Annotated in this window: 21 protein-coding genes; 9 read left to right on the top strand and 12 right to left on the bottom strand. The window is 66.4% G+C overall.

Going from position 1 to position 24,245, the window contains the following annotated elements; translation table 11 throughout:
* Together AC5Y5Z_RS19570 and AC5Y5Z_RS19565 are read right to left on the bottom strand one after the other, a co-directional pair.
* A partial coding sequence (locus AC5Y5Z_RS19570; protein WP_499926960.1) for an RNA replicase occupies nt 1–931 on the bottom strand: 931 nt, incomplete at its 3' end.
* A 727-nt stretch (nt 932–1,658) separates the two neighbouring features.
* Nucleotides 1,659–1,997: a hypothetical protein gene (locus AC5Y5Z_RS19565; protein ID WP_205879616.1), complete on the bottom strand. Its 339-nt coding sequence runs from the start codon at nt 1,995–1,997 to the stop codon at nt 1,659–1,661.
* A gap of 151 nt (nt 1,998–2,148) precedes the next feature.
* Between AC5Y5Z_RS19565 and AC5Y5Z_RS19560 the strand changes: the two genes are divergently transcribed.
* From AC5Y5Z_RS19560 to AC5Y5Z_RS19550, 3 genes are all read left to right on the top strand, one after another.
* Complete coding sequence (locus AC5Y5Z_RS19560) at nt 2,149–2,715, top strand: hypothetical protein (protein ID WP_133449276.1); 567 nt, start codon at nt 2,149–2,151, stop codon at nt 2,713–2,715.
* 587 nt (nt 2,716–3,302) lie between these two features.
* Nucleotides 3,303–4,235 carry a ParA family protein gene (locus AC5Y5Z_RS19555; RefSeq protein WP_133449275.1) on the top strand — a complete coding sequence of 311 codons (933 nt, stop codon included), beginning with the start codon at nt 3,303–3,305 and terminating at the stop codon, nt 4,233–4,235.
* Nucleotides 4,232–4,969: a hypothetical protein gene (locus AC5Y5Z_RS19550; protein WP_499919588.1), complete on the top strand. Its 738-nt coding sequence runs from the start codon at nt 4,232–4,234 to the stop codon at nt 4,967–4,969. Before AC5Y5Z_RS19555 ends, AC5Y5Z_RS19550 begins: the two co-directional genes overlap by 4 nt.
* A 16-nt stretch (nt 4,970–4,985) precedes the next feature.
* Here the strand turns inward: AC5Y5Z_RS19550 and AC5Y5Z_RS19545 are convergent, their stop codons facing one another.
* The 3 genes from AC5Y5Z_RS19545 to AC5Y5Z_RS19535 form a co-directional block, all read right to left on the bottom strand.
* Nucleotides 4,986–5,237 carry a 50S ribosomal protein L7ae gene (locus AC5Y5Z_RS19545; RefSeq protein ID WP_205879839.1) on the bottom strand — a complete coding sequence of 84 codons (252 nt, stop codon included), beginning with the start codon at nt 5,235–5,237 and terminating at the stop codon, nt 4,986–4,988.
* A complete protein-coding gene (locus tag AC5Y5Z_RS19540) occupies nt 5,230–6,099 on the bottom strand; it encodes a ParA family protein (protein ID WP_133449273.1) in 870 nt (289 codons plus the stop codon). The genes AC5Y5Z_RS19545 and AC5Y5Z_RS19540 overlap by 8 nt, the downstream gene beginning before the upstream one ends.
* Before the next feature lie 130 nt (nt 6,100–6,229).
* The gene (locus AC5Y5Z_RS19535; RefSeq protein WP_499919586.1) at nt 6,230–7,687 is read right to left on the bottom strand and encodes a ParB/RepB/Spo0J family partition protein; all 1,458 of its coding nucleotides are present in this window, start codon (nt 7,685–7,687) and stop codon (nt 6,230–6,232) included.
* Nucleotides 7,688–8,638: 951 nt separating this feature from the next.
* Here AC5Y5Z_RS19535 and AC5Y5Z_RS19530 point away from each other — a divergent pair.
* The 6 genes from AC5Y5Z_RS19530 (at nt 8,639) to AC5Y5Z_RS19505 (ending at nt 15,629) form a co-directional block, all read left to right on the top strand.
* Complete coding sequence (locus AC5Y5Z_RS19530) at nt 8,639–8,869, top strand: hypothetical protein (RefSeq protein ID WP_287035362.1); 231 nt, start codon at nt 8,639–8,641, stop codon at nt 8,867–8,869.
* 16 nt (nt 8,870–8,885) lie between these two features.
* The gene (locus AC5Y5Z_RS19525; RefSeq protein ID WP_499919583.1) at nt 8,886–9,692 is read left to right on the top strand and encodes an ESX secretion-associated protein EspG; all 807 of its coding nucleotides are present in this window, start codon (nt 8,886–8,888) and stop codon (nt 9,690–9,692) included.
* A gap of 675 nt (nt 9,693–10,367) precedes the next feature.
* Nucleotides 10,368–11,243: a MinD/ParA family ATP-binding protein gene (locus AC5Y5Z_RS19520; protein WP_133437213.1), complete on the top strand. Its 876-nt coding sequence runs from the start codon at nt 10,368–10,370 to the stop codon at nt 11,241–11,243.
* 3 nt (nt 11,244–11,246) lie between these two features.
* Nucleotides 11,247–12,656, top strand: coding sequence for a type VII secretion integral membrane protein EccD (gene eccD / locus AC5Y5Z_RS19515; protein ID WP_499919581.1), 1,410 nt, complete (start codon nt 11,247–11,249; stop codon nt 12,654–12,656).
* On the top strand, nt 12,656–14,035 hold the full coding sequence (mycP, locus tag AC5Y5Z_RS19510; RefSeq protein ID WP_133449270.1) for a type VII secretion-associated serine protease mycosin: 1,380 nt from the start codon (nt 12,656–12,658) through the stop codon (nt 14,033–14,035). Before eccD ends, mycP begins: the two co-directional genes overlap by 1 nt.
* Before the next feature lie 55 nt (nt 14,036–14,090).
* A complete protein-coding gene (locus tag AC5Y5Z_RS19505) occupies nt 14,091–15,629 on the top strand; it encodes a hypothetical protein (protein WP_133449309.1) in 1,539 nt (512 codons plus the stop codon).
* Nucleotides 15,630–15,908: 279 nt separating this feature from the next.
* Here the strand turns inward: AC5Y5Z_RS19505 and AC5Y5Z_RS19500 are convergent, their stop codons facing one another.
* The 7 genes from AC5Y5Z_RS19500 to AC5Y5Z_RS19470 all read right to left on the bottom strand — a co-directional run bounded on the left by AC5Y5Z_RS19500 (nt 15,909) and on the right by AC5Y5Z_RS19470 (nt 24,130).
* A complete protein-coding gene (locus AC5Y5Z_RS19500; RefSeq protein WP_069432808.1) occupies nt 15,909–16,727 on the bottom strand; it encodes an abortive infection family protein in 819 nt (272 codons plus the stop codon).
* Nucleotides 16,724–17,326 carry a recombinase family protein gene (locus AC5Y5Z_RS19495; RefSeq protein WP_443677828.1) on the bottom strand — a complete coding sequence of 201 codons (603 nt, stop codon included), beginning with the start codon at nt 17,324–17,326 and terminating at the stop codon, nt 16,724–16,726. Before AC5Y5Z_RS19495 ends, AC5Y5Z_RS19500 begins: the two co-directional genes overlap by 4 nt.
* Nucleotides 17,327–18,004: 678 nt before the next feature.
* Nucleotides 18,005–18,268 (bottom strand): hypothetical protein, encoded by a 264-nt coding sequence (locus AC5Y5Z_RS19490; protein ID WP_306238313.1) that lies wholly within the window; start codon nt 18,266–18,268, stop codon nt 18,005–18,007.
* A gap of 477 nt (nt 18,269–18,745) precedes the next feature.
* Complete coding sequence (locus AC5Y5Z_RS19485) at nt 18,746–19,972, bottom strand: L,D-transpeptidase (RefSeq protein ID WP_133449269.1); 1,227 nt, start codon at nt 19,970–19,972, stop codon at nt 18,746–18,748.
* 1,035 nt (nt 19,973–21,007) lie between these two features.
* Nucleotides 21,008–21,961, bottom strand: coding sequence for an alpha/beta hydrolase (locus AC5Y5Z_RS19480; protein ID WP_166460412.1), 954 nt, complete (start codon nt 21,959–21,961; stop codon nt 21,008–21,010).
* Nucleotides 21,962–22,607: 646 nt separating this feature from the next.
* On the bottom strand, nt 22,608–22,736 hold the full coding sequence (locus AC5Y5Z_RS19475) for a hypothetical protein (RefSeq protein WP_264916121.1): 129 nt from the start codon (nt 22,734–22,736) through the stop codon (nt 22,608–22,610).
* A 1,169-nt stretch (nt 22,737–23,905) separates the two neighbouring features.
* Nucleotides 23,906–24,130 (bottom strand): hypothetical protein, encoded by a 225-nt coding sequence (locus AC5Y5Z_RS19470; protein ID WP_133449267.1) that lies wholly within the window; start codon nt 24,128–24,130, stop codon nt 23,906–23,908.
* Between the last annotated feature and the right edge of the window lie 115 nt (nt 24,131–24,245).

Raw genomic sequence — 24,245 nt, 5'->3', positions numbered from 1 at the left:
TGGCGGCGGTGACCTGGTCGTACCAGCGTTGGGTGTCGGTGTGGGCGGTGGTGGTGGCGGTGTTTTGGGTGCTGGGCTGAGCCTGGTGGGCCTGGCTGTTGGCCGGGGTTGTGGTGTCGGGGTTGGGGGTGGTGGCGCCGCTGCTCTGGGTCGGCCCGGTGGGCCGGTCGGGCAGGGCGCGCAGGCGTGAGGCGAGGAAGGCGCCGGGGCGGTCGATGTGGTCGGGCCAGGTGTAGCCGGTGGTGCGCATGTGGGTGTTGAGGGCGTCGGTGAGTTGGTGGGCGGTCCAGTGGGTGGGGTCGATGCCGGTGGTGATCAGTGCGTCGCAGATGGCGCCGATGTGGCCGTGGGCTAGGCCGTGGCACAGGGGTGTGCGGCCGTAGCGGTTGCCGGTGAGTTGGTCGGCGAGGCGTTGGATGGCAAGGGGTCGCGGCGCGCGTAGCGGGCGCCGCGGGGGTGCGTGTCGAGGAGTACCTGATGGGGGGTGCGGCGCGCGCTTGCGCGCCCTTGGTGAGGAAGTTCTTTCCAGAGATAACCGCCTATCACTACGTGATGGCGGTAGGTCGCAAACAGTGCTGTTGCGCACAGGCTGTTTGCGACTGATGAGGTGCCACACGGAGGGGCGACGGCGGTGCGAAGGTGTCCTGGGCGAGCCGGTGCCCCGGTACGCCTCGATCGCCCAACCGGCGGCGGCAAGGACTCGGCGGGCGGTAGTGACGCTGCGAGGCGAGCAGCCTGCTGCGGCGGCGACGGTGGCATTGGTCGCGGCGCAGTGCCGGCCGGTGCGGTGATCTGCGCTTACCGCCATCGCCTCGGCGACGCGCAGGAGCAGTTGAGCGCGTAGGTTGGCCGCGGTCAGCGCCGCGACCCCTTCATCAGCCGTCGTCCATGCGGCCAACCCGTCGAGCCATCCACGCCTACTGGTCCACATCGGCGTGCTGGTGGTTGTTACTGCCGCCGCCAGAATCCAGTGGCGACGGCTGTCGCGCAGGCGTTTTCGATGGGCGCGGGTGGTGCGTGGTGGATGAGCGTGTCGATCGTGATCATAAAGTAGCGCGCCTTCTGGTCCTGCTTGGGCGCATAAGCTACCGTGGTACCTGTCCATCGCGACAAGTCCCTTCGGGGATGGGTGCGAACCCACCGAGTCGAGGGCCAACTCGACTCGAACACTTCAGATACGAAGCCCTCGGTTGCCGCCGGGGGCTTCGTTGGTGTAGGCGGTGGATCCGGACCGATATTCAGCTGTGAATGTCGCCTGGCCGCGAAAAATGGCTCAACGCTTGGCGTTTGGGTGCTGCGGCCTGCGCGAGTGGTGCAGGGGTGGGAACCTCCTCCCGGTGCGCGTGGTTTCAGGGGTTATGGGTCAGGGCACGTCAAACAGACCCGAGTCATGTCAGAAGACACGGGCGATGACGAGTCAGGTTTCGCGGTAGCGAATTCGGTCGCGACTGTTGTGCGACGCGGAAAAGGATGGCGCGCGATGCGGTATTCGCGCTTCGGGTAGGCAACGTTATGGACCGTGCGGGCGCATGGCGACCTCCAGACTGTTAATGGTGTGCCTGGAGGGATCGTCGCACGAGACGCGCGGGTGTCCGCGCAGCGACACGCGGGCACCCGCGCGTCGCTCTCATCTCACTGTCGAACGACAGCGATGCCTGTTAGCAGGCCACCGGTGCCGATGAAGTCAGCGCACGCAGCAGTAGTGCCTGTGCTTCGGAAATTCCGTGTGCGCGCGCGAGGTCCTGCAGGGCGTCGCGATCGGCGGCCAAGGCGTCGAGCGCGCCGGGAGACATCAGGGGCTGGCACACATCGACGATCAGCGCCTGGACGCTCTTCATGTCGAACTGCGAGGCGACGGCCTCGGCGACCTCTTGCTCTTGCGGCAGCAGTCGCAACGTCATGTGCTTGGTACGCCGCCGGGTCTCGGTGCCGCGCCGACTCTTGCGGGCGGATTCGCCTGCGACAGGGGCCTGTGCGGTGTCCAAACCGGTTGTCATGGTGGTTCCCTCTCGCTGGTGCGCGGACATCCGCGCGCTATAGCGATACGGTAGCGCACAATGCGCCATGATGAGTGATATGTCTTCGCCCGGTTAGTGGTGTGTCGCAGAATGCGCCATTAAGCGTGAGGTGAGCTAGTAGATTGTGGGCATGACGACGCACGATGGCGCTTTCGACGCCGTCGACCCCGACGGGTGGCTGACCGCCGAGCAAGTCGCGGAGCTGTCCGGCGGCCGGGCAAAGGCGAACACGGTCCGTAGTTGGTGGAATGCGGGAACACTCGCTTTCAAGGTGTTCCCGGAACTCGGCGCCAAGTCGAACAAGAGGTCAAAGCGTGAGGATGCGGAGCGTTTTCTCAGCCGCAAGTTCGGTATCACGCCCACCACTCCCCTACCCGCCCCGCAGGCTGGGCGCCCCGCGCAGCCGGATCAGCGTCGGGTAACCGAGCTGCTCGACACGCTCACGTCCTTGAAGGCTGCGGCCGACGCCGCGATGCAGGCGCTTCTCGCAGAAGCTGAGCATCATGCCCAGACAGCCGCCGCGCAGGCAGCCATTTCGCGCGCCCAGGCCGACGCTGATGCCATTCGTGCCCAGGCCGATGCGAAACGCGTGGAGACACTGCGACACTTGCAGACGATGTTCCGCGGCTACGACTCAGCGCTGACGACGTTCCTGCAGCCCAGCACGCCTGAAGCTGCGTTTCTTCACGCAGACTGAACCGGAGCAAGGCACAAGACTCCCCCGCTTCCAGCGCGCGCGGCCCCCCTTTAGTTTCCGCCCTCTGCCACGATGGCGTTTTGTGCGGGCACGCTGCGGTGCCATGCCCAGTGACCTGCGATGTACGGATCAACGGCGGGGCTTTCACGGGCAACCGACAACCCGTTGCCGGATCAGTCGCGGGGTGACGACCCGTCGGTGTGACGGATGTTCGTGAGTCCTTCCGACGGAGAATGGCCTGCAGCATCGACGGGCGGTCGTCGGACGGCGTCACGGCCCACTGCCCGTGCTGGCGTACGGGCGAATGACGTACGAGCGATCGCGCGTGTCGCCGCGTGCCCGCTCGCACGTGCGCGCGGTCGGCGAGACGTCCAGGGCGCCGGCACGCGGCACGTCCGGGGGGCGGGACGGTGTTGCGGGAGTGGCACCGCCTACTCCGACGCCGGGTGCCACTCGCGGCTGTGTGGACGGTGGGACGGGCGGGACGCCGATTTACCGCACGTCCCAACAGCCACTTGTGTAACAGTTCAGTTTCACGTCAGTGTGCCGACGCGGATGCGAGTTCGCGTGCACTTACGTTGCAACGCGTGACAATGACTGGACCGACCCGAGTAATTCTCGTGGCTAATCAGAAGGGCGGCGTCGGCAAGTCGACGACCGTCGCGGCCGTCGCCGAGATGATCGCGACGGCAGGCAAGCGCGGACGCAGAGTGCTGGTGGTCGACGGGGACCCGCAGGCCAACGTCACCGTGGAGGATCTCGGCGTAGCGGGTGACCGCGGACAGTCACTGGCAGCGACCCTGCAGTTCGGGACGCCGTTGGTCCCGGTCCGCAATGTCCGCGACCATCTCGACGTCGTCGCGGGGGGACCACAGTTGGCGGTTGCCGGCGCGGCCGCTCACCTGATGGTCGACAACGGCATCGACATGGCAGCCAACCTGCAGAGCCAGCTCAGCGCGCTCTGCGACGCCGAAGGCTACGACGTCGTGCTCATCGACTCCGGCCCGGGCGACGTCCCCCTGCTGGACACCTACCTGTCGGTCGCCAACTATCTGCTCATTCCGACCCGCGACGATCAGGCCAGCCTCGGCGGCGTCGAACGGCTGGCCCGCCGCTTCTGGCGGGCCCGCAAGCACGGGGCTTCGATTCAGTTGCTGGGCGTGCTGCTGTTCGATGTCAACCCCCGCGCGACTAAGCGCAACGAGGAAGTTTTTGCCCAGGTCAACGACATGCTGGAGGGCAGCGGCACGACCCCCTTCGACATCACGATCCGCTCGGCATCTGCGGCTGCTGTCGACATGCGCACGATGCACAAAACGGCCGGCGAACTGGTCGCCCTGGCGCACGACGCGCGGCGCAGCAGGCTGTCGAAGTTACGGGACAAGCAAAGTCCCGAGCGCGCAATGTGGGCCAGCGATCCGTCTGGCCTGGCCGCGGATTACCAGGAGCTGGTGCGCCAGATCGTGGCGCGTCTGCTGCGCTACGAGGCGGCGGCGCCGAGCGCGGAGCGTGCCGGATGAGCACCAGTCGGCAAAAGCGCAAGGCCGTCTTCGATCCGTCGGCCCTCGACGACGAGATGGATGAGATGTGGCCGGCGCGGAGCAGTGCTGTGGCGAACCCGACCCAGACACCAATTGCGCCGCCGGCCACGCCTGCGCGGGAAGTGTCGCCCGCCACGCCTTCACCGAGACCGTCGACGCCGGCTGAACAACGGCAGCCGCACTCGGCGCCGCTGCAGCTGGTCGCCGAATCAGAGCCCGGACACCAGCGCGCGCACGCCCCGGTGCACACGGAGCTTGAGGTCGATCACCGGCGTCTACGTCCGACCGCCTCACCCGGTTCCGGTGGGGCGGCGAAGCGCGTCAGACCTCCGGAGGTGTTGCTGTCGGCCGAGGTGTATGACGAGCTGTATCGCGTGCAGATCGGCGAGAAGAAGCTGCGCCGGGGTCTGGCACGACCCATGGGCACGATCGTGATGGATGCGATCGAGGCGCACGCGCCGAGGTTGGCGACCACCTGGTCCACGGTCGCGTCGTCGACGATGGGGGAGGGGCAGCTGTTTGAGCGGCCATCGTCGAATGCGGTGCCGCGGCGAAGGCGTCATGTGACCGCTCCGCGCACGGTGGTCCTGTCCGGAGTGTCGGCCGCAAACGGTCAGCGGCTCGACAATCTGGTGTTGGCGTGGGGCGCGGGTACCCGGAGCGCCCTGGTCGAGCAGGCGCTGCGGTACGAGTTCGGCCTGCTCGGGGCCTGACGGTCCGAGGCCAAGATCACCGGCGTCCCGGTTCGAGCGGCTCGGTGTCGGGAACGATGGCGCGTCCGCTGTTGTAGTCGCGCGCGATAACGGTCAGCTGCGCGACGAATGCTTCGCGGACAAACTGCGCGAAGGTGTACCGGCGTCCGGTCACCCGTTCAACCAGCCGGACCGCGGCGCGCGCTTGCTGATGAAGGTCGATGGGAATATTGACCTTGCTGTTCTTGGTCGTCTCGCCGTGCCGTGCAGTGTCGTTCGAGTTAGGCATTGATGGGTACGGAGCAGAACATACCGAGGCGCTTCATGTGGCTAAGCACATTCTTGTAATCAGCGGTGATGTCCTTGGCCCGGTATCCATACAGCGGTACGGGGCGATAGTTGGTGTAGGCCTCGTCGACGATTGAGCTGCGCCGAATCGCCGGGGTCACCTTGTCGCCGAAGCCCTCCTGCAAGTACTCCATCTGCTGCTGGTACACCGCGCCGCTGGCGGGCACCGCGCAGGGGACGATCGCGAGCAGCGGGATGTCGATGCGGAAGGTCTTCTTGACGATGGCGAGTTCCCGAAGCAGGGCCTGGATGCCCTCCGATTCCTTTCCAGCGGGCTTGGTGCAGGTGATCAGGCCCCACGACCCCGGTGGCGCTGCCTCGTCAACTGACGAAGCGATGAGCGCAGTTGTGACCAGGGCGCTGTTCGAGCCGGGGGAGTCGATCAAGGTGACGTCAACCGGGGCAGCATTTTCGAGCGCGTCGCGCAGACGCATGACGCCGCCAACCACGGCCGGCAACTCGACCATGAGTTTGTCCAGTGTCGAGCGGGCGGCGGGCACGATGGTGAGGTTCTCGATACGCGCCTCGGGGGCGTCGCTGAGGAGGAGTTCGCCGTCGTCGGTGTAGTCGATGGTGCGGGCGGGGCGTTCGATGTCGTCGATCGTGGCGTCGAGGCGCAAGACGTCGGCGATCGTGGTGCCGGCGATGTCCGGATAGCCCAGCCAGGTACTGGCGTTGGCTTGCGGATCCAGGTCGATGACCCGGACGCGCAGGCCGGAGGCGGCCAAGAGTATGGCGGCGGTGACGACGGTAGTCGTCTTGCCGACGCTTCCGGACATGTTGGCGACGGTGTAGGTAGGCATGGCTGGCGGGTCTCCTATCGCGGGCGAGGTAATTGGGCGGTGATGCAGGCTGCATCACGGTGGTGGGGCGTGAGCGGTGATGCAGCCTGCATCACGCAATGTGGGGGAAGTCCGGACGTGCACGGTGACATCACCCTCGGGCCATCGATATCTGCTGGCTTTCCCAGTCCGTCGGCCGGTAACCAACCCGTTCAACGAGCACATCGAGGTGAGCCACGGCGTCGTCGTCGAAGCCTTCTTTGAGAGACGCGGTGTGCAGCTCGGCGGCGGCGATCGCATGGTGCCACGCGCGTGTGCAGCGAGCCTTCTCGCCGGTGCCGACAACCGTAGCGTCCCAGTCGCGCAGAAGAGCCTTGACTGCGGATGTCTGGCTGCGTGCGGCGACGCCGGACAGATATTGGCGGACCAGGAGTTTGAGCAGTTCGGCATTCGAGGGCTGATGGCCGATCAGCGTCGCGCACGCCTGCCGGCGCAGCGTCTGCGACGAGGCGGCGGCTCGCTGCTGCTCCGCGATCTCGGCGGCCACGGCGTCCGCCCCTGGATCAAGGTGTGCATCGCTGCCCTGAGCGCCGGCGCTGGCGGGGCCAACATCATCATCGGTATCCGGCCGGTGCGGGGGGACAGGATAAGGCGCGTCGTGCTCTGTATAGGCCGCTTCGGGTGCGGGGTCGGGTCGCGGCCGCGCGTAAAGGTCTAGGTGGCCGGTGTTGGGGTTCACCGCGCCCACGACCTGGGTGCCCGGGGACAGCTCGTCTCGGCCGATGCGGTGGTCGGTGTAGTGCTCGCCCACCTCGCTGCGCGGATCATCGGTGAGCGTGATACCTAGAGCGGCGGCCTCCGCGCGCGCGTCCCGCTCGGCGATGATGCGTTCGGCCGCGCGGGATGCCGACCAGTGGTGGCGCAGGATCAGTTGCTGGGCCGCCACCTGCTCGGCGCGGCGCAGCGCGGAATTCTGGTCCCGATCTCGCCCTTTCTGCCATCGCCGATGCGGCCCGTACGGCAGCTTGCCGGCCAGGGCTGCGGCCTCCGCGCTGGGCAGGCTTCCGGTCGCGACCGAGTCCCGAACCTCCGGTGCGAGCAGCAGCAGCGCTAACCGACGTGACACGGTGGCCTGGTCGACGCCAAGGCGTTCGGCGATCGCGCGCTGGGAAAGACCGATGTCCGCGTAGCGGGCGAACAGGTCCGCTTCGGCAAGGTCGGAGAGGTCCTCGCGGCCAAGATTCTCAGCCGCCATCGCATCGAGGTCGCCATCATCGGCCATGATCGAGTCGTCGACGACAGCTGGCACGGTGGCACGGCCGGCAGCAAGGGCTGCGGCTCGCCGACGGTGCCCGTAGACGAGGACGTAGCGGGCGTCGGCTGAGATCTGCTGCTCGGCTGACGGCCTGGCCGCGAGGAAGGCATCTCGCGGCACGGCAAGCACGGGCAGGCGGACCCCGCTGACGCGTACTGCGTTGAGCAATTCTTCCCACTTCGGCTCGCCGGGTTGGGGGGTGGAGCGCGACGAATCGTTGAAGGGGTGCGCGGCGATCTCGGCGACCGGGAGGTCGACGACGCGGTGGGCCTCGTCCGCGGCGACGGCGGTCATCCCGGCGATCAGACCGTTTTCGTCGGCCGTGTCGCCGGCGGGGGAGTGGGATTGGCCGGGTTCGGTGTCGCCGCCCGCGAGTCTGGCGAAGCGATTGGCGGTCTTGCGCTTGCCGGCGGCTTTGACTGGCCGGCGGGAGGTCCTGGTGGACGTGTCTGTCATGACGCAACTCCTTCTCAATACCGGTATTAGAGTATTAGGCCGGGGGGACACGAGCAACAACAGCGCGTTGCCGCAGGGCCGTCGGCTAGCGGGGTAACGGCGGCGGGGTCGATCGTGGCGGTCGTCGTCGCGGTGATGCACGCTGCATCACCGTTAGTCCAGAGTTGTGGCGTCCCACCAGGCATTCCTTGACTTTCGTCACGTGACGTATTTGGCGAGGGTAGATGGGTGGCGCAGTTGTAGGGCAGCGATGCGCGAAATGTCTTGCTCAGCGGGCTTGCTATCGCACGGATGTCCGTGGGCCGCGGTTGACCGATGTGCGGCAACTCGTGCTGCGCTCCACGAGCAGACCTATGTCTCGACCAACCCCCTCATGGTACCGGCGGCCAGGGACGCGACGGCGCAACCATGGCCGTCACCAACTGCTCGACCCTGGTCTCGCGACCTGTCAGTGCTGCTGGCCGCCGTTCGATATTCCACCTTTCGCCAGTACGTTGCGACAGGGCGCCGGTCCGTTCTCCGTGCGCGCGATCCGCAGTGGTTACGCCGAGTTCTGATGACATCGTGGTGTATGCCGTATGCGCATATGCGATGATGCGCGTCGCGCATCGCATCGTGTTCGGCAATTCCCTGAGGTGTGCTGCTGGTGTGTCTGCGGGCAGTACGTCTCCTACACTCACCGGCTTGCATCATGCGCTACGGCGGTAAGCAATCTATTTGCCGTGTCCACTTCGTGTGCTCTACTGCGAGCACGCACGGCAAGGATCCGGGTTTGGAGGGAAACCGTCGATGACTGAATCGAAGTTGGTGGACGAGCTCAGCGCTCGTCTGCTCAAGCAAGACGAGAAAGTCCCGACCACGATCCGCTTGAGCCGGCGGCTCCTCAAACGGCTGCGTGACCAGGAGAGACGCTGGTCGACGTCGATGTCGTTCATTGTCGAAAAAGCCCTAGAGCCCGTCCTTGCCGAACTAGAGCAAGCCAAACCACCAACTGAGGGTGCCGCCGATGACAGCGACTAAGCACCCGGCCATCGAGGTGACCGCGCAGCAGGCGTGGTTCCTCGCTGATCACCTCCGGGCCGGTACCTATCCGTGGATGTTGGCGATCACCGCCCCCTACGTCGACGCGGGGGAGCGGGCCCCTTTCAATCAACGCTGCAGGGACGAACTCACCGAATCCGGCGTTCTCGATGATCGGGGGCAGCTCAACTCGTCCGTCGCTGAGGCTATCCGGACCGCGTGCCATCCACGTCAGTGGCTGGAGTGGCTCACCATCCTTGGCCCGGACCAGATCTTGCGTGGAGTCTTGGCCCGCACTGAACCCGTACAGGCTGTGGCCGTGTTGCGCTACGCGCAGATGGTGACGTTCACCCCGCTGGAGCTCACTGACAGCGAAGCGATCGTGCCGATCGTCACTGCCGGACTGCCCCCTGACCAGCGGGCGGCGCGCTTCGAGGAGTTCTCGCTGTCGATGGACCTCGGCAAAGCGATCGATGCCCGGATAGGCCGCGGCGCAGATGTGTTCGAGACTCTCACCGACCTGGGTGTGGACGAACAGGCAGCCGAGATCATGACACTGGCTCGTGGTGGTGACCGCACGATCGTGGAGCTGACCGCCCATGAATCCACAGGCGGCGGCCACCACCACACTGACGTCAGCGTCAACGTCATCAGCACCGATATCGGGCTCATACTGGTCAGCCCGCCAGCTGGTGAGCCGCGAAAGGGCGGAAGGTCGGTGTTCGCCCCTGGTGATGCGTTCGCAGTGGCGATGGCCGTGCGTGACCTCACCGCCCGATTACCCTCTGGCACTTGGTTTCCCAATGAGAACTACAGCATCTGACATCTCCGATTCGAAAGTGAGACCGCATCGATGAGCGCTCCATCTGACTTCTCCGCCGCTGACAACGCCGCCGGCAACCTGCCAGCGCAGCGGCCGATCGAGACCCCGGCTGCCCCGCCGGACCCGTACCGTCCTCCCGGCCAGGCCGACACAGGGCCCCAGCGCCGCATCCAGTGGCCATTGCAGCAGGGCGTGGGACCGGGCGATGGGCAGCAGGACCCTCGCGCGGCGGCGCCGCTTCCCGCGACGGCACCCCGGCCGCCGGCACCCCCGCAACACGCCTCGGGTTCCGGCCGCCCTCAGTTCATCCCACCAGCTCCTCTGCGCCCCTCCTCCGTCGACCCGCAGAACCAGCAAGCCTTCAGGCCGCCGGGCCAGCCTGGCGAGCGCCCCACACCGCCCCCGCCGGCCTCGCACGCCGCCCCTGAGCCAGCCCCAGCAGTGCCCAACCTCCCCAGTTTCGGGGGATTCTTCGACGACACAGACCCATCTGATAGCGCGCCGCACACCGGGTGGGCGCCTGAACCCAATACCGCGGCGCCGCCACCGGCCAGCCACGTTGCGCGCGGTCACGACAGCTTCGCTGGCGCGGCCCCGCTGACTCAGGACAACCAGCGGGTCGTCACGACACGGCGACGCGCCAGCGGCACTGGCTGGCGCAAAGTCGTGGCGAAGATGACATTCGGGTTGATCACGCCGGGCCCCAGCGCCAAGCAAGAGCAGGCCGACGAGCTGAGCAGGCGGATCAAGAGCGCCCTGCTCGGTGTCCATGTCGTGGCTTTCGTCAACGCCAAAGGCGGGGTAGGCAAGACCACGATGACCGTCGCCGCGGGCAGCGCGATCGCCCGCGAACGCGGCGACCGCGTCATCGCCGTCGATGTCGACACCGACCTGGGCACCCTGTCGTCGCGCTTCGAACAGCAAGGCGGCGCCAAGGCGAACATCGAGGCACTCTCAGCACTGCAAGACGCCAGCAGCTACCCCAATGTCCAGGTATTCACCGTGCAGAACAACGATCGGCTGGAAATGCTTGGCTCCCAGAATGATCCGCGATCGTCCTACATCCTGAACAGCGCCGACTTCGAGGCCGCGATGAAGATCCTGAAGCTGCACTACAACATCATTCTGTTGGACTGCGGCACGGCGATCACCTCACCGCTGTTCGCCACCATCGCCGCCCACGTCGACAGCCTGGTAGTGGTCGCATCTCAAGATCCGCTCGGCATCAATGGTGCGTGGGCGACCGTAGAGTGGCTGCAATCCCACGGTTTCAGCCGGTTGCTACCCCGTACCGTGGTCGCGCTCAACGCCACCGCCAAAGGCAGACCACTGGTTGACGTCACTGACGCCGAGACACGGTTTCGTGAGCGCATTCCCGGCGTTGTGAAGGTGCCCTACGACGTGCACCTGGCCGAAGGCGGCGACATCGCGTTCGACGAGCTCAAACCACGGACCCGCAAAGCACTCATGAACGTGGCCGGGGCAGTGGCCGAGCACTATCCGGTCCGGCAACCACAGCAACACCGCCGCGATGTGGGCGGGAGTTTCTAAGCGATGGATCCCGCTGCTGCAACCGGACAAATCCGTGTCGCCGTCATCGGCGAAGACACCGCCGCGGATCTGGCATTGCCGACCAGTTTGGCAATCAGGGAACTGATCCCGCGCATCCGAGCCACGCTGGCCTCCAAACGCGACGACGACGACATCGTTGCCGACGCCGGCGACACAATGCGCCCGTATTCGCTTGCCCCACTGGGTGGTACACCATTTAGCCTCGATGCCACCCTGGGCACGCTGGCGATCGACGACGGCGAGCAGCTCTTGCTGTGCCGGCTACCACCGGGCCCGGCCGCGCCCCCAGTCGTCGAGGACATCGCTGATGCGTCGGCGATCCACTCGGCCAGCCAGTTCAAACCGTTCGAGCACCCGATGCTGCGCACCGCCGCTCAGGTCACGGTGCTGGTGTTCGCCACACTGGTCTGCGGCCTAGCTGTCTACGGATGGTGGCGCGGCTATCGCGGATGGGCCTCGGTGGGTTGCGGGGTGCTGGCCGTGACCCTCCTCGCCGCCACCGTGTGGCTGCACCGCCGCGGATCCACCGATGTCTCGACACGATTGGGTATCGCCGTCACGGTGCCGCTGGGGTTGGCCGCGGCCGCCGCATTGCCCGGTGACGCCAGCGCCCCGCGGCTGTTCTTGTCCGCAGCGCTGCTGCTGGCGTGGTCATTGCTGCTGTTGGCGCTGACCGACCGCTGGGCCGGCGTGCACGCCGCCACCCTGGCGATCAGTACCACCGTCGCGCTCGCAGCCGCAGTGCGCATTGTGTGGCATCTGCCCTTTCTGACGATCGGCTGCGGAGTCCTTGCGATCTCGCTGCTGCTGGCCAGCAACGCCCCGACGATCTCGGCTATGTGGGCACGGTTCCCGTTGCCCAATGTTCCGGCGCCGGGTGAGCCGACCCCCGCACCGTCCTCGCTCGCTGAGATCGAGGACCTGCCACGCAAGACCGCGGCGTGCAACGCCTATCAGAGTGGTTTGGTCGCCGCCTCGGTCATCCTGTCGGTCCTGGGCTCGGTGCTGGTCGTGTGGCTACCCGCAACGCCGTCGCTGCTGGCGTGGTGGCTGGTGGTCGTCATCACCACTGTCACCGTCCTGCGGATGCGGATCTGGGATTCCGCAGTTCCCGCCTTCTGGTTTTTGGCCACGCCGCTGCTGACCGCGGTCGCACTGAGCGTGTCCTTCGCCGCCACCGGACACCTGGTCGCCAGTATGTACGCTCTGGCCGTCGTCGCGGCGCTGACCGCGACCATTCTGATCGCGGCGGCGGTGCGGCCCAAAGAACTGTCGATCCCGCAGCGCCGCTGGCTCGATCTGGCCGAAAACACCCTGCTGGTCACGATCCCACCAGCCATGTTGTGGCTGATCGGATTGATCAGCATGATCCGTAACCGAGGAGCGTTGTGATGATGCGGCGACTGGCTCCCATCGCGGCGACGGCTGCGTTGTTGATGGTATGCACTCCCGCGCCGCCCGCTGCGGCACTGGCCTTTCCGATTGTCGATCCCGTGGCGCTGCCACCCGACGGGCCACCGACACCGGAGCAGGACATGCGCCAGAACGGGACGTGCGCGTTCTTCGGCGCGATGCCCGGGTTCGATCCAGCCGCGGTACCTCCAAGCCAGGCCATGTTGAACCTTCCCGAAGCGTGGAAAACCTCGCGGGGCAGGGGAGTGGTGGTCGCGGTCATCGACTCCGGTGTCACCCCTGGGCCACGGCTGCCCAACCTCACCGCGGGTGGCGACTACATCGATCCGCCCGCCGGCGGCCTGGTGGACTGCGATGGCCACGGTTCCGCGGTGGCCGGCCTCATCGCCGGCCAGCCCGGCCCCGACGGATTCTCCGGTGTGGCCCCAGAAGCGGCGCTGGTCTCCATCCGCCAAAGTTCCGCGCAGTGGTCCCCCAAGACCCCCTCGGGCCAAGATCCCCAACAAGCCAAGACAGCCGGTGATGTCGCCACGCTGGCGCGGGCGGTGCGTCACGCCGCCGACATCCCGGGAGTGCGGGTCATCAACATCTCGCTCACCGATTGCATCCCCACCTACAAGCAGGTCGAGCAAGCGGCCCTCGGTGCGGCGCTGCGATACGCAGCGATCGACAAGGACATCGTGGTGGTCGCCGCAGCCGGCAACACCGGAGAAAGTAACTGCACCAGCAACGCGCTGGCCGATCCCAATCGGCCCGATGACCCGCGCAACTGGGCGGGCGCCACGACCATCTCCACCCCGTCGTACTGGCAGCCCTACGTACTTTCCGTCGCCTCGCTGACTCCCGAGGGCCAACCCTCCAATTTCACAATGGCCGGTCCCTGGGTGAGTGTCGCGGGACCCGGTGAACAGATCGTCTCGCTGGGCAACGCCCCGAACTCGGGTCTGGTCAACGGCCAACCCTCGAGCAAGGAACCTCTGGTTGCCATCAACGGGACCAGTTTCGCCAGCGCGTATGTCTCTGGCGCCGCGGCGTTAGTGCGCTCGAAATTCCCCACCTTGACCGCCCGCCAGGTGGTGAACCGGTTGGTGTCCTCGGCGCACAATGCTGCGCGCGCCCCGTCGAACGTGGTGGGGGCCGGGGTCATCGACCCCGTCGCAGCCCTGACCTGGGACATTCCCAGCGGCGAGGCGCTGCCGACGCAGATGCCGGTGGTGCGTGTCGCCCCGCCAGCACCTCCCGCACCGGATCACCGACTCCCGCGCTTCATCGCCTTCGGCGTCGGAATCCTCGCCGTAACGCTGGCCATCATCTTCGTGACCGTGATTGGAATGCGCCGTGACCGCCGCGACAGCTAGCCGCCAAACTCGCTTCTCCCCAGCCCGGGCGAGCTGGCGGCGGCTCACCGTCTTCGTGACCCTGTTGGTGCTGGGGTGGGCGCTGGCCGTTCCCGTAGGGCACACGCCCCGCTGGTGGCACTACCTCGTGGGGGCGGCGCTCGCCCTGGCGCTTGTGGGGTCGTGGCACGGCCAGCACGTCTCCACCACGATGGCTCGCTGGACGCCGATGGTGTGGCGCAACCAGCGCCTGCGGTCACGCGGGTCCGGCGAACCCGTCCGCCGGCGGCACCGCACACCCCACAGCCCAGGGCCTGCCGGTTCCACAGCCCGGCTCCACGCTCAGATCGTGGTGCACGTGCGCCCACAGCCGCACGCCTTGATCACCACCGATGACGACGATGACCAGCTGCCGTGGGAGTTCGTCACCGCCTGGCTGGACCGCTATGGGATCCGCACCGATACTTTGACGGTGTGCTCCGTGACCCGCACACCACCGGCCAGTGGGCTGCGCAGCGACGCGGCGACCCTGCTGGGCGGGCGCCGCACTCAGCACCACGACACATGGTTGACCTACACCGTGAGCGCACACAGCAACGTCGGCGCACTCGTGGCGCGCCACGGTCCCAGCACCACGAGCACCCTGCGAGCCGGGGACACCGACGCTGACGCGGACGGCCGCGCCACGACGCCCGGGCTGGCGTCGTTGGCCGACACCACCGCGCGCAGACTCATCGCCGAATTGCGGGAGAGAGGGTGGCTTGCCACCGTCGCTGATCAGACCCAGCTTCCCCAGTTCGTGCCGGCGTCAGTGACAGCGCGCCGCCACACCTGGACGGGCACAGAGTATTCCGACGGTTACCGCGCCGTATACGCCGTGGACCCCGCCGCGCTGGCAGACGTCGCCGAGGCCCTTCCCGCGCTGCCCACCAAATCCACCTGGTTGTCGCTGACCGTGCGGTCTCAGGGCCGTCAACCGGCCACCATCAGCGCCGTGGTCGGCACACTGACCACCACACGGCCCGCCCGGTGCCCGCTGAGCGGACTGCACGGGTTCCACGGATTGCACCACCAGGTTGCGCCAACGCTCACCGCGACCCACTTTGCCGCGCACACGCAACTTCCCCGCGGCCCCCTGGCGGCGAACGACCTGACGGCACTACGGTGGCCGACGACCGCGGCCGGTATACCGATCGGGTTCAACCGCGCGCGACAGCCGGTGTATCTGGGTTTGGCGTCCCCCGAGCCAGTGCGGATCACCGTCACCGGCACTCCACAGTTCCAAGTAGGAATCACCGCGCGGCTCGCGCTGTCAGGACTGACCCTCGCGCTCTACACCGCCGACCCGGCCCGCTGGGCTGCATTGGCCAATCATGCTGGGCCACAACAGTTCACGATCCAGCCCACCAGCGTTTCCCCTGAAGCAATCGTGGTCAGCGACGGCAGCTGCGATACGCCCGCCGGCGCGGGGATCACTGTGACACTGCGCCAGCCGCAGTTTACGCAGGCGCCGGCCACGACAGTTGTGATCACTCAGGATGACCGTCATCCCGACCTTTTCTACATCACCACTCCGCACGGCCGGCAATGGCTCAGCAGCCGACTTTCGGAATGAGCCCGCAGGTCATCGCTGCTGGAAAGCAGTGCATGCCCCTACCGTCAGGTGGCATTGGGCCGGACGATGTTCGGGTTTGACGGCTGGCTCACTGAACACCGAGCCCGGCGTCGTGGATACGGCGTCGGATTTGCTTGAGGCTGATCAGACGGTGGAAGTCGTCGCCTGCAAGGTTCGCCCATTCCTGCCAACCTTCGAGGGCTTCATTGACGGCGACCAGTAGGGGTCGCCTTAGTAACGGAACGAAACTGGTTGTTTTCGTGGTCGTTTGGCCGCGGCTTACGAATGACCTTTGCGCCAGGGCGCTTCGGGGTCGGCGAGGGTGTCGAGCATCAGTTGGCACCAGGTGAGCGCCGCGTTGACCGCGAGTTGTGCGTGCCGGACGCCGAGACCAACGCGTGCGGTTGCCGGACCGTGTCCGGTGCCCATCCCGCGGTTGCGCAGCTCGGCAAGTCCATTGGCGATGGTTGTGACCGCGCCCAGGATGCGCTTAACACCTTCGCTGCCATCCGGTCCGGAACCGTTCGAGGGGTCCAGTCCGAGCGAAAGCTGTGCTGCGCGCGCTAGTTTAGGTAGGTCGGACTTGTCGTCGAACGGCTGGCCACGTTCGCTGAGGACAATTTTGGCGGTGCTTTCGATCAGTTCCTTGGCGCTGCCGACCGCGAGCGCGGGATCGTCGCTGATCGCACGCCTGATGCGCTCGAAGCCCTCGCGGATGGCTGACGGGTCCGCGAGCCTTGCGATTGATTCGATCGAGAGTTGCGGCCCGACCGGCGTGATCTGGGCGGTCTGCTCATCGACCTGGTAGCCGTCGCGGCGTAGCGATTGGTGAAACTGGCTCAGGCCCTGAGGTTCCCAGCCATTGAATAATCGTTCGGCGACCCGGAGAAATCGGCCGACGTGTCGTGGGTCGGTCCAGTCGACCGCATCCAGGTACGACTGCGTCGTCTGGCGACGTACGCTGCTGTCTTCGTAGCGGCAGTCAGGGTCGGGCGCGAACCCTTCGTCCTGGAATGCAGTGCTGATCGCGCTGACCGTGCTGTCAGTCATCAAGTCGCGGAAGATGCCGCGCGTGGTACTTCCTACCAGATCGGTCATCGTGTTGGGCTCTGTGTTGTCGTCCCCATCGCTCGCCCACCCGCGCGCGCGACCGCCCGGTAGATTGTCGAGCGGGTGACCGGGAACAGTTCCTCGAGCTCGCCGATGGTGTGGGTTCCGGCGCGGTAGAGCTCGACGAGGTGCGCCTCCTGCCGTGGACTGAGCTTGGGCTGTTTGCCGCGCAGCCGCCCCTTGGCCCGGGCGACGGCCATGCCCTCCCGCGTCCGGGCGCGAGCAAGGTCGGCTTCAAACTCGGCGATCATGCTCAGCGTGGTGAACAGCAGCCGGCCGATCGGGTCTGTCGGATCGTGCACCGAGCCGCCAATGTTGAGACGCACGCCGTTGGCGGTGAGTTCGTCGACGATGTTGCGTGCGTCTGGAACGGAGCGGGCGAGGCGGTCGAGCTTTGTCACGACGAGCGTGTCGCCGTTGCGGCAGGCGGCGAGCGCTTGGCGTAATCCGGGTCGGTCTCGGTTCGTGCCAGTGAGGCCGTGGTCGACATAGATTCGCTTCGGGTCGACGCCGAGCGCCGCCAGCGCCTCCCGCTGCGCCGTGAGGTCTTGATCGACTGTCGATACCCGGGCGTAGCCGATCTTCAGCTCAGCCATGTAATAAGTATGCCGGTTAGCCCCCCTTTACCGGGAGGGACCACCGAACCAGTCTTACGGGACGTCGGCACTCCGGGCCGGCGGAGCCGCGCTCCCTTGGTGTCGGTGTGCCGTTGAGGGTTCGGCTATCGAGACCTCCTGCCCGGCATGACATCGCCTCCGGTGTCTTCGGAGACACCCTGACCTTTGGCCATTTAATCGATGAAACCAAGCACGCGGACTATCTGGTGGTGGCCGCCGTCGTGGTTGCGGGCGATTTGGGCGCCATTTAGAAGGATGTGGACGAGCTACTGCTACCGGGCCAGCAGCGTCTCCACATGAAAGCCGAAAAGGCTAACAGACTCAGACCGCAAGTCATGACCCAGCGAGGTCATTTGGGCGTGCGCCGGGTGAGAGACCGCCCCCGCATACGGCGCCTGGCCGAGCTCGAGCGGGATCGCCGCGACAACCGCCGCTTCGGATCGCCGGCTGAAGCAGTTTCTGCTTTCTGCCGCTGCCCGGAGGCAAGCCGCAGCGACCAACCTGATACCTCTAGCAATGTCAAGCACTGCAGACGTGGTGCGCGCGGCGATCAGGGTGGTGCGGGGCAAGAAGCGAGACACCACGAGCTGGGCTGCCGCCGCTCCTGGTGGACGCGATCATGGCTTCGGCGCGTCCCTTCCTTCACTTTCAGCAGCGTGTCCGCCACCGGGGTGTGATCCGTCGGGCCGGACGTGGTGGTGGGGCAGGCCTGCGCTCGTGACCCGGCAGGCTGTGGGAGTCGTCAAAGGCGTGGGTGGCGTCGTTGCTATCGATGTCGGTGATCAGTTGCTGGATCTGGTGGCGCGCTTCCTGCATGGTGCGCGCCACCGAGGCTGGAAATTTCGCTGCGCGGGCGGCGTTCTTCCGGTGTTGCGGGCAGCGGAGGATGCGGGCGGTACAGCGGTCAAGCATGCGCAGAACTCCTTGGTGGTGATGCTCACAGAGTTAGCGGCGCGAACGGCGCTATCCGCCGCGGACGGTAACTCTTTGATTGCAGCTCCTGTGTGCAGCCAGCGTGGGCTCAGCCGGGCACTGCACGCGCCGAACCGGCCACGCGGATGCGAAAACACCCAGAACAACCCGGTTCGGCCTTCCGCCAGTGTACCGGCGTGGGCAGGCGGGAAGGACGTTGTGGTGGCCAGCGGTGTCGTTGGCTGCGACCAGGTAGTCGGCGGTAACGTCGGCGCCGGGTACGACCGGCACGGATGAAGAAACCTTGGGCGCGGACCGCCAACCTAAACGGCCCGGTGCGACGGGATCGGATTCTTCTTGTTTCTCGACTCAAAGGAGACAGCGGAAGAGAAAGCTGTGAGTTCGTGGTGACCCCAGCCTTGCCGTCAATCACCCGGGCACCGCAAGGCGTGGGCCTTCGATTGTTTGCGGCTCAGGCTAGGGCAAAGCTCTCAGGGCGCTTCCGGCCCGCCATTGCGTCCACGGCACACTCCAGTCACCGTTGTTGCGCAACGACAGTGGCGGGCCGCCGGTGTTGCGGATCTCGACGATATCGCCGGGTTGAGAAAAGCCGAAGAACCATCGGGCGTTGTCGCCATTGAGGTTCAGACAGCCATGGGAAGTATCGGTGTTGCCTTGGGCCCACACCGTGCTGTCGAGTTGGTGAAGATAGATGCCGTCGGGGCTGATGCGGGTGGCGTAGTTGATGGTCTCGCGGTAGCCGAGGCGGGAATTGACGGGCAAGCCGTAGGTAGACGAATCCATCACGACCGGATTGGCCTTATCCATCACTGTGTAAACGCCGGGCGGGGTCCAAAACGTGAGGGTCTGGCCCGCGACGGTCTGGGTGCCGCCCATGCCCATGGAGGTGGGCATGGTGCGCACCAGAACGCCGTTGTTGTACACGTTGACCTGTTTGGTGCTGTCGTCGGCGATAGACACGTGCGCATCACCGATGCTGAAGGATGCCTGCTTGTCCTCATTGCCGTACAGCCCGCTGCCCAGCGGCGCACCATAAATGTTGGCCGCCACGGTGATTTTCGTGCCCGCTGCGTAGTAGTGCTCAGGGCGCCAATGGGCGTTTTGGTCATCGACCCAATACCAGGAGCCTTCGACGGCCGGAGCGGTCGTCACGGTCAGTCGGCGCTGCGCGGCCGCGCGATCGGTGATGGCCTCGTCGAAGTGGGCGACAATGACCGTTCCCACCCCGTAGGTGCCGCCGTCGTGCAGCGCCGCCCCCGAGGTGGTGGTCAGCGACACCGCGGCCTGATTGCTCGGTGTGAGCGTGGTGAACCTGGACATCTGCGACGCGGGGGTTCCCGTGGGCCCGCGACTGCCCACGGTGAGGGTGTAGGTGCGGCCGTAACCCAGCGGCACGCGGGGCTTCCACACCAGATGATCGGGAGTCATGACACCCGGGATCGGCGTGTTCTGGTCGTTGACCAGCTGTACGTCGGTCAGGATGCCGTTGGCCGCGCTCACCGTGACCGCGCCGAGCGGGTCGACGTTCACCGCGTCAGGACCTGGGGTGACGGTGATGATCGCGGGCGTTTCACGGAGCGGAGCCGACTCGGTGGGCAGCACACCGTTATGGCCATCGCCTCGCCCGATCACCACCACGGCGACCACCACCACACTGATCACGGCGACCGCCATGAGGCCCATGCGAGTTCGTCGACCGATAGGCACCAGACGCCTCCTGTCCTTTCTCCACCTTCGTTATCACCGCCGCCAACTCCATGTGGCCGGCAACCAGACCAGCAACACCGTGGCACCGAGTCGAGCAAAGCGGTCCGCGAACCTAGCGCCACTGTCGTCTATTCAAAGTGTTAGGGTATTCCGTCCGCTCGAGTGACTGCTCATCGTGATCGCCGGAGCGTTGACTGCGGCGACGGCCCGACAGCACGATTGACCTCGGCCTGCTGTTCGACACTCTGGTCGTCCGCTCCATGGCGCCATTCTAGCTGGGGCGGCCCCGCCTGGGGCGCTGGTCGCTGGCCGGCGCCGATCTCCGAGCCCGGCATGAACTTTCGCAACGGCTCGTCGACCGCGCCAAAGCCGAGGTGGACCGGGGACGGCTGCTCGATGGGCCAGCCGGCGCATCTCGGAGAGCGCCCACGGCGAGTGCTCGCGAGGCGGGCGGTGAAGCGCGCCATAACCTGGTCAAGTCCGGCCTGGGCGATAAGTTCGGCGGCGCTGCTGTTCTCGATCAGCGTTTGGGCCGGACCGGAGGCTGCGGGCAACAAATTCCAGCAATAACGCCTCGGTGCCGCGCTCGTGTTTGGTGCGGTAGCGCTGCCCTTGCTGGGATCGGCCGGTGGCTGTGGCCATCGGGAACGGGCAGAATCCGCATGCTGATTTGGGGATCGCTTCACCCAGGATGTCGAGCACGAAACGATGGCAATCAGCCCTCGTCCAGCCCCACTGCAGCAGCGGATACCAGCCGGTGCGGGTAGCGGTATGGTAGGTGCTTTGTGCGGCCCGCCGTGAGGACTGCGCGTTGCGCCAGGCGTGCCAGATGTCGGGGTGTAGGCGGCCCCGGTCGGGCACGGCCAGAGCGGTTGAGCATGTTCATGTGCGCACCTTGGCGGTCGACGGTGATGCGGCGTCCGGCGCGGTCGCGGTTTCGGTGGCCTCGACTGGAATGCCAACGCGATCAACGATGGCCGGTGACTAAGCGTAGGTAGTCTCATCGCGCTTTTATGGCATTTGCGGGTCGTGCAAAGCATCGCGCACAATGGCGTGAACATCGGTATGGGCCTGTGCGGCACTGGGCATGTGGTCGGGCAGGTTGAAGAAGCCGTGAAACATGCCGGGGTAGCGCCGCGCGGTGGCGGGCACCCCGGCGCTTCGCAGCAAGTGCGCGAACTGTTCGCCTTGGTCGCGTAATGGGTCGTTCTGCGCGGTGACGATGTGCGCGGCAGGCAACCCGGCCGGATCGGCCAGCAGCGGTGAGACACTCGGCTGGAGTCGAGTACTTTCAGGGCCGAGATAGTGGTCGCTGAACCATCCGAGCTGCTCGATGGTGACCACGTCGCGTGCCGAGCGGGCGGGGGCGGTCGCGGCGGGGATGCGCTGATCGAGGACCGGATAGATCAGCAGTTGAAAGGCGATCGGTGGGTGCTGGTGATCGCGCGCACGCAGGCACACAGCCGCGGCGAGGTTACCGCCGGCGCCTTCTCCGGCCACCGCCAGGCGAGTGGGATCGCCACCAAGCACATCGGCGTGGGCGGCCACCCACAGGGTTGCCGCCCACGCATCGTCGAGGGCGGCGGGAAAGCGGTGCTGCGGTGCCAGGCGGTAATCGACGGAGACCACCACCGCGCCGACCCCGTTGGCAAGCCGCCGGCAACACGCCTCACACGATTCTTCGTCGCGCAGCACAAAGCCACCGCCATGCAGATACACCATCAGCGGAATGCGTGCGGGCCTGCCCACCGCAGTAGGCAGCCAGGGCTGATAAATTCGCAGCCGGATTTCGCCGTGCCCGCCCGCGCCGGGCATACCGCAGGTATGCACCCGTGCCAGTGGTTCGCGGCGCGGCGGCGGGCAGCGACCGCGCAGATTGCGGCGCAGCTGCAGCGCATCGGCGCTGGTGTCGAACATCTTCGTCCAGTACTGTTTCGTCTGCTGCACAAAGGCTTGGTCGGCCACTCGGCAGGCATCCTGGGATCGGCTCATCGCGGTCGTGCGGTGCAGCGCCGGCCACACCGGACAGTGACAGTAACGCCGGGTGTCAACACTTTGGCGGCGGCCTGCACGGCATCAGCCCGAGGACGCGGCGCTGTGCTGGGTGTCCGACGCCGCGAGTCAGGCACTGTTGCCCTTGGGCAGGCGCGGGCCCGGAGATCGATACGACCGGTGAGCTGCTGAGGGCCGGCGCCGGGCCAAAAGCTGTTGTAGCCTAAGCCGTCAGGTGTCCGCTCCGCGGCCGGTATTCGTGTCGTCCCCGCGACAATCACACCCCTGCACATCGGCCCCTCCGTTGAACTCTCAGCGCACCTGCCGCCCTAACTGCAGCTACCCACTGCAGACCCGAGCGTAGCGCCGCCATCTGCGGGAGGTTCAGGGTTTAACGGAAACTGTTCGCCGCAGGTGCTGACATCGCTGCGACGCGAACTGCAACCCTGTGCACACCACCGGGACCAGCGGCTTGCTCGACCCTCACGGGTACACAGCATTTCACTGCTATTTGCTGATGGGTGTGTGCGACGGGCGCCGACACGGTCTTGGAATGACCGTCGGTAAACGATCTGCGGGGTCGCTGAGAGGATGCCGGGCAACGACCGCGCTGCGGGGCTTAGGCGGGTTGGATCGCCGCGAGCAGAGCCCGCAGTCGCGGCTCTTCGGGACTGCCCACGTAGTGATTCAGCCAGGTGTTCAGCGTGTCCAGCAGCGCGGCGGGCAGCGGTATGCGGTGATCACCCATCCCGTCAGGATGCGTTGGACCGCAAGATGGTTATCGCCGGCATCTAAGTCGATGAAAACCTGGGTGCGTTCCTCTGCGATCAGGTCAGGTTCTGCGGCGTCGGCGAGCAGCCAGGCTACCTGCGCGTCGCAGTCCACTACCGGGTCTTCACCGTGGCCGGGCAACGCCGCCGAAGCCGTGACCAGCAGCCCTCATCGCCGGCGACCTGCACCCGACACCGCACGCGTGGGCTCGTTGCGTGATCAAGGTGGCGGCGTCGGGCGACCGGCGGCTCGAGGCGAGCACCAGATCGGGCCGCGCGCACCGGCACACTGACTACCGGAGTCGTGCTGCGATAACTTTCTCGGTGCTGTGTGAGCATTCTGGGTCGACCGCGGGCTGGTGTGCCTAGAACCATTTTCGGGCGTGTGTTGAATTGGGCCCGATCGCCCGCTGACTTTTGTTGACCGCGCCCGGTCGAGGGCGCCGGCAGCCAACGCTGGCCGGGCCGGCCGGCGTGGCGGCTGCGGTCGGCGGCATCGAGCGCCCGAATCGGGCAGTGCCGAGGCCGGCGCTGGACGCCGCGGTTTACAACTCCTCGCCCAGCCCGGCCCACGTCGCAACCCCGCCCGGCAGTTCCCGCGCGGCCCGGGACCGGCGTGGCGGTTGGCCGAATTGATTTTCGGGGCGACAGCAGCGGAATCCATGACATGGGCCTTGGCCTGCTCACACTGCGGTCACCGCGTTGCGGCGGGGCCATCGACCGATCCCACCCGGCGGCCCGTAAGAGAGGGGTCCACGACGTGACGTCAACCGCTGCCATCGCCGCCGGCAGGATGACAATGGTGTATCTGCATGGCGGTGGTTGTGCGCTGACCGGCATCGCAGACCTCCAATCCATGCGCGACGTCGCATCGCAGCTGCAGGTTCTGACCATTGCTCCCCTTGTCATGACTCTTTTCTCGAGGTCTGCTGAAGGAGGGCGATTCGCCGGACGTGATCATGGGACCGTCCCGTGTCGTTCGCGCCGACTCCCCCCAGCCGCGGCTCACCGCCCAACCGTGAGGACGCCGGCCTGCCCGCCTGGCGCCGGCGTGCGGAAGACCCCACGCATCAGCTGTTGATCAGCCCGGGTTCCTCACCCCCACTCTTACCGTTGTAAGCCTCCGTCGATCAATGGCGAATTCCGCTCACCTCGGGTCCGGCGGCGCGTGGCCGCCCCAAACACCATGCGGCGCCAGGAAAAACCCCGCGAAAAAGATCAGGGTCACGATGAGCACGAGGCCAGCGATGATGCCCACCAGCGCCAGCAGAACATCCACCCTCGTCAGCTCATCACCGCGGTTTTCGGCCCCGGCCTGGCCGGTCGAGCGCGGGTCGTGGTTTTGGGGTCTCGCAGCGGCGGGCTCATCCATCACCGAATTATTCCATTTTTATACCCAACACCGGTAGGGTTCCTTGACACGATCGACTAGGGTCGAGGGTGCCCGCGGCTCAAGCCGGTGCGGCGGCGCGAAACGCGGGCATGTT

The sequence above is a fragment of the Mycobacterium sp. NGS29 genome (assembly GCF_059812965.1).
The sequence above is the reverse complement of the archived record's forward strand: the minus strand, read 5'-3'. Positions and strand labels throughout refer to the sequence as shown.

What these genes read in the sequence shown, in the direction of transcription:
- AC5Y5Z_RS19560 (WP_133449276.1), top strand. Translation starts at nt 2,149, where the DNA reads ATGACGACGCACGATGGCGCTTTCGACGCCGTCGACCCCGACGGGTGG.
- AC5Y5Z_RS19540 (WP_133449273.1), bottom strand. Translation starts at nt 6,099, where the DNA reads ATGCCTACCTACACCGTCGCCAACATGTCCGGAAGCGTCGGCAAGACG.
- eccD (WP_499919581.1), top strand. Translation starts at nt 11,247, where the DNA reads ATGGATCCCGCTGCTGCAACCGGACAAATCCGTGTCGCCGTCATCGGC.
- AC5Y5Z_RS19565 (WP_205879616.1), bottom strand. Translation starts at nt 1,997, where the DNA reads ATGACAACCGGTTTGGACACCGCACAGGCCCCTGTCGCAGGCGAATCC.
- AC5Y5Z_RS19545 (WP_205879839.1), bottom strand. Translation starts at nt 5,237, where the DNA reads ATGCCTAACTCGAACGACACTGCACGGCACGGCGAGACGACCAAGAAC.
- AC5Y5Z_RS19475 (WP_264916121.1), bottom strand. Translation starts at nt 22,736, where the DNA reads ATGGGTGATCACCGCATACCGCTGCCCGCCGCGCTGCTGGACACGCTG.
- AC5Y5Z_RS19520 (WP_133437213.1), top strand. Translation starts at nt 10,368, where the DNA reads ATGACATTCGGGTTGATCACGCCGGGCCCCAGCGCCAAGCAAGAGCAG.
- AC5Y5Z_RS19535 (WP_499919586.1), bottom strand. Translation starts at nt 7,687, where the DNA reads ATGACCGCCGTCGCCGCGGACGAGGCCCACCGCGTCGTCGACCTCCCG.
- mycP (WP_133449270.1), top strand. Translation starts at nt 12,656, where the DNA reads ATGATGCGGCGACTGGCTCCCATCGCGGCGACGGCTGCGTTGTTGATG.
- AC5Y5Z_RS19550 (WP_499919588.1), top strand. Translation starts at nt 4,232, where the DNA reads ATGAGCACCAGTCGGCAAAAGCGCAAGGCCGTCTTCGATCCGTCGGCC.
- AC5Y5Z_RS19530 (WP_287035362.1), top strand. Translation starts at nt 8,639, where the DNA reads ATGACTGAATCGAAGTTGGTGGACGAGCTCAGCGCTCGTCTGCTCAAG.
- AC5Y5Z_RS19500 (WP_069432808.1), bottom strand. Translation starts at nt 16,727, where the DNA reads ATGACCGATCTGGTAGGAAGTACCACGCGCGGCATCTTCCGCGACTTG.
- AC5Y5Z_RS19490 (WP_306238313.1), bottom strand. Translation starts at nt 18,268, where the DNA reads ATGCTTGACCGCTGTACCGCCCGCATCCTCCGCTGCCCGCAACACCGG.
- AC5Y5Z_RS19470 (WP_133449267.1), bottom strand. Translation starts at nt 24,130, where the DNA reads ATGGATGAGCCCGCCGCTGCGAGACCCCAAAACCACGACCCGCGCTCG.
- AC5Y5Z_RS19485 (WP_133449269.1), bottom strand. Translation starts at nt 19,972, where the DNA reads ATGGGCCTCATGGCGGTCGCCGTGATCAGTGTGGTGGTGGTCGCCGTG.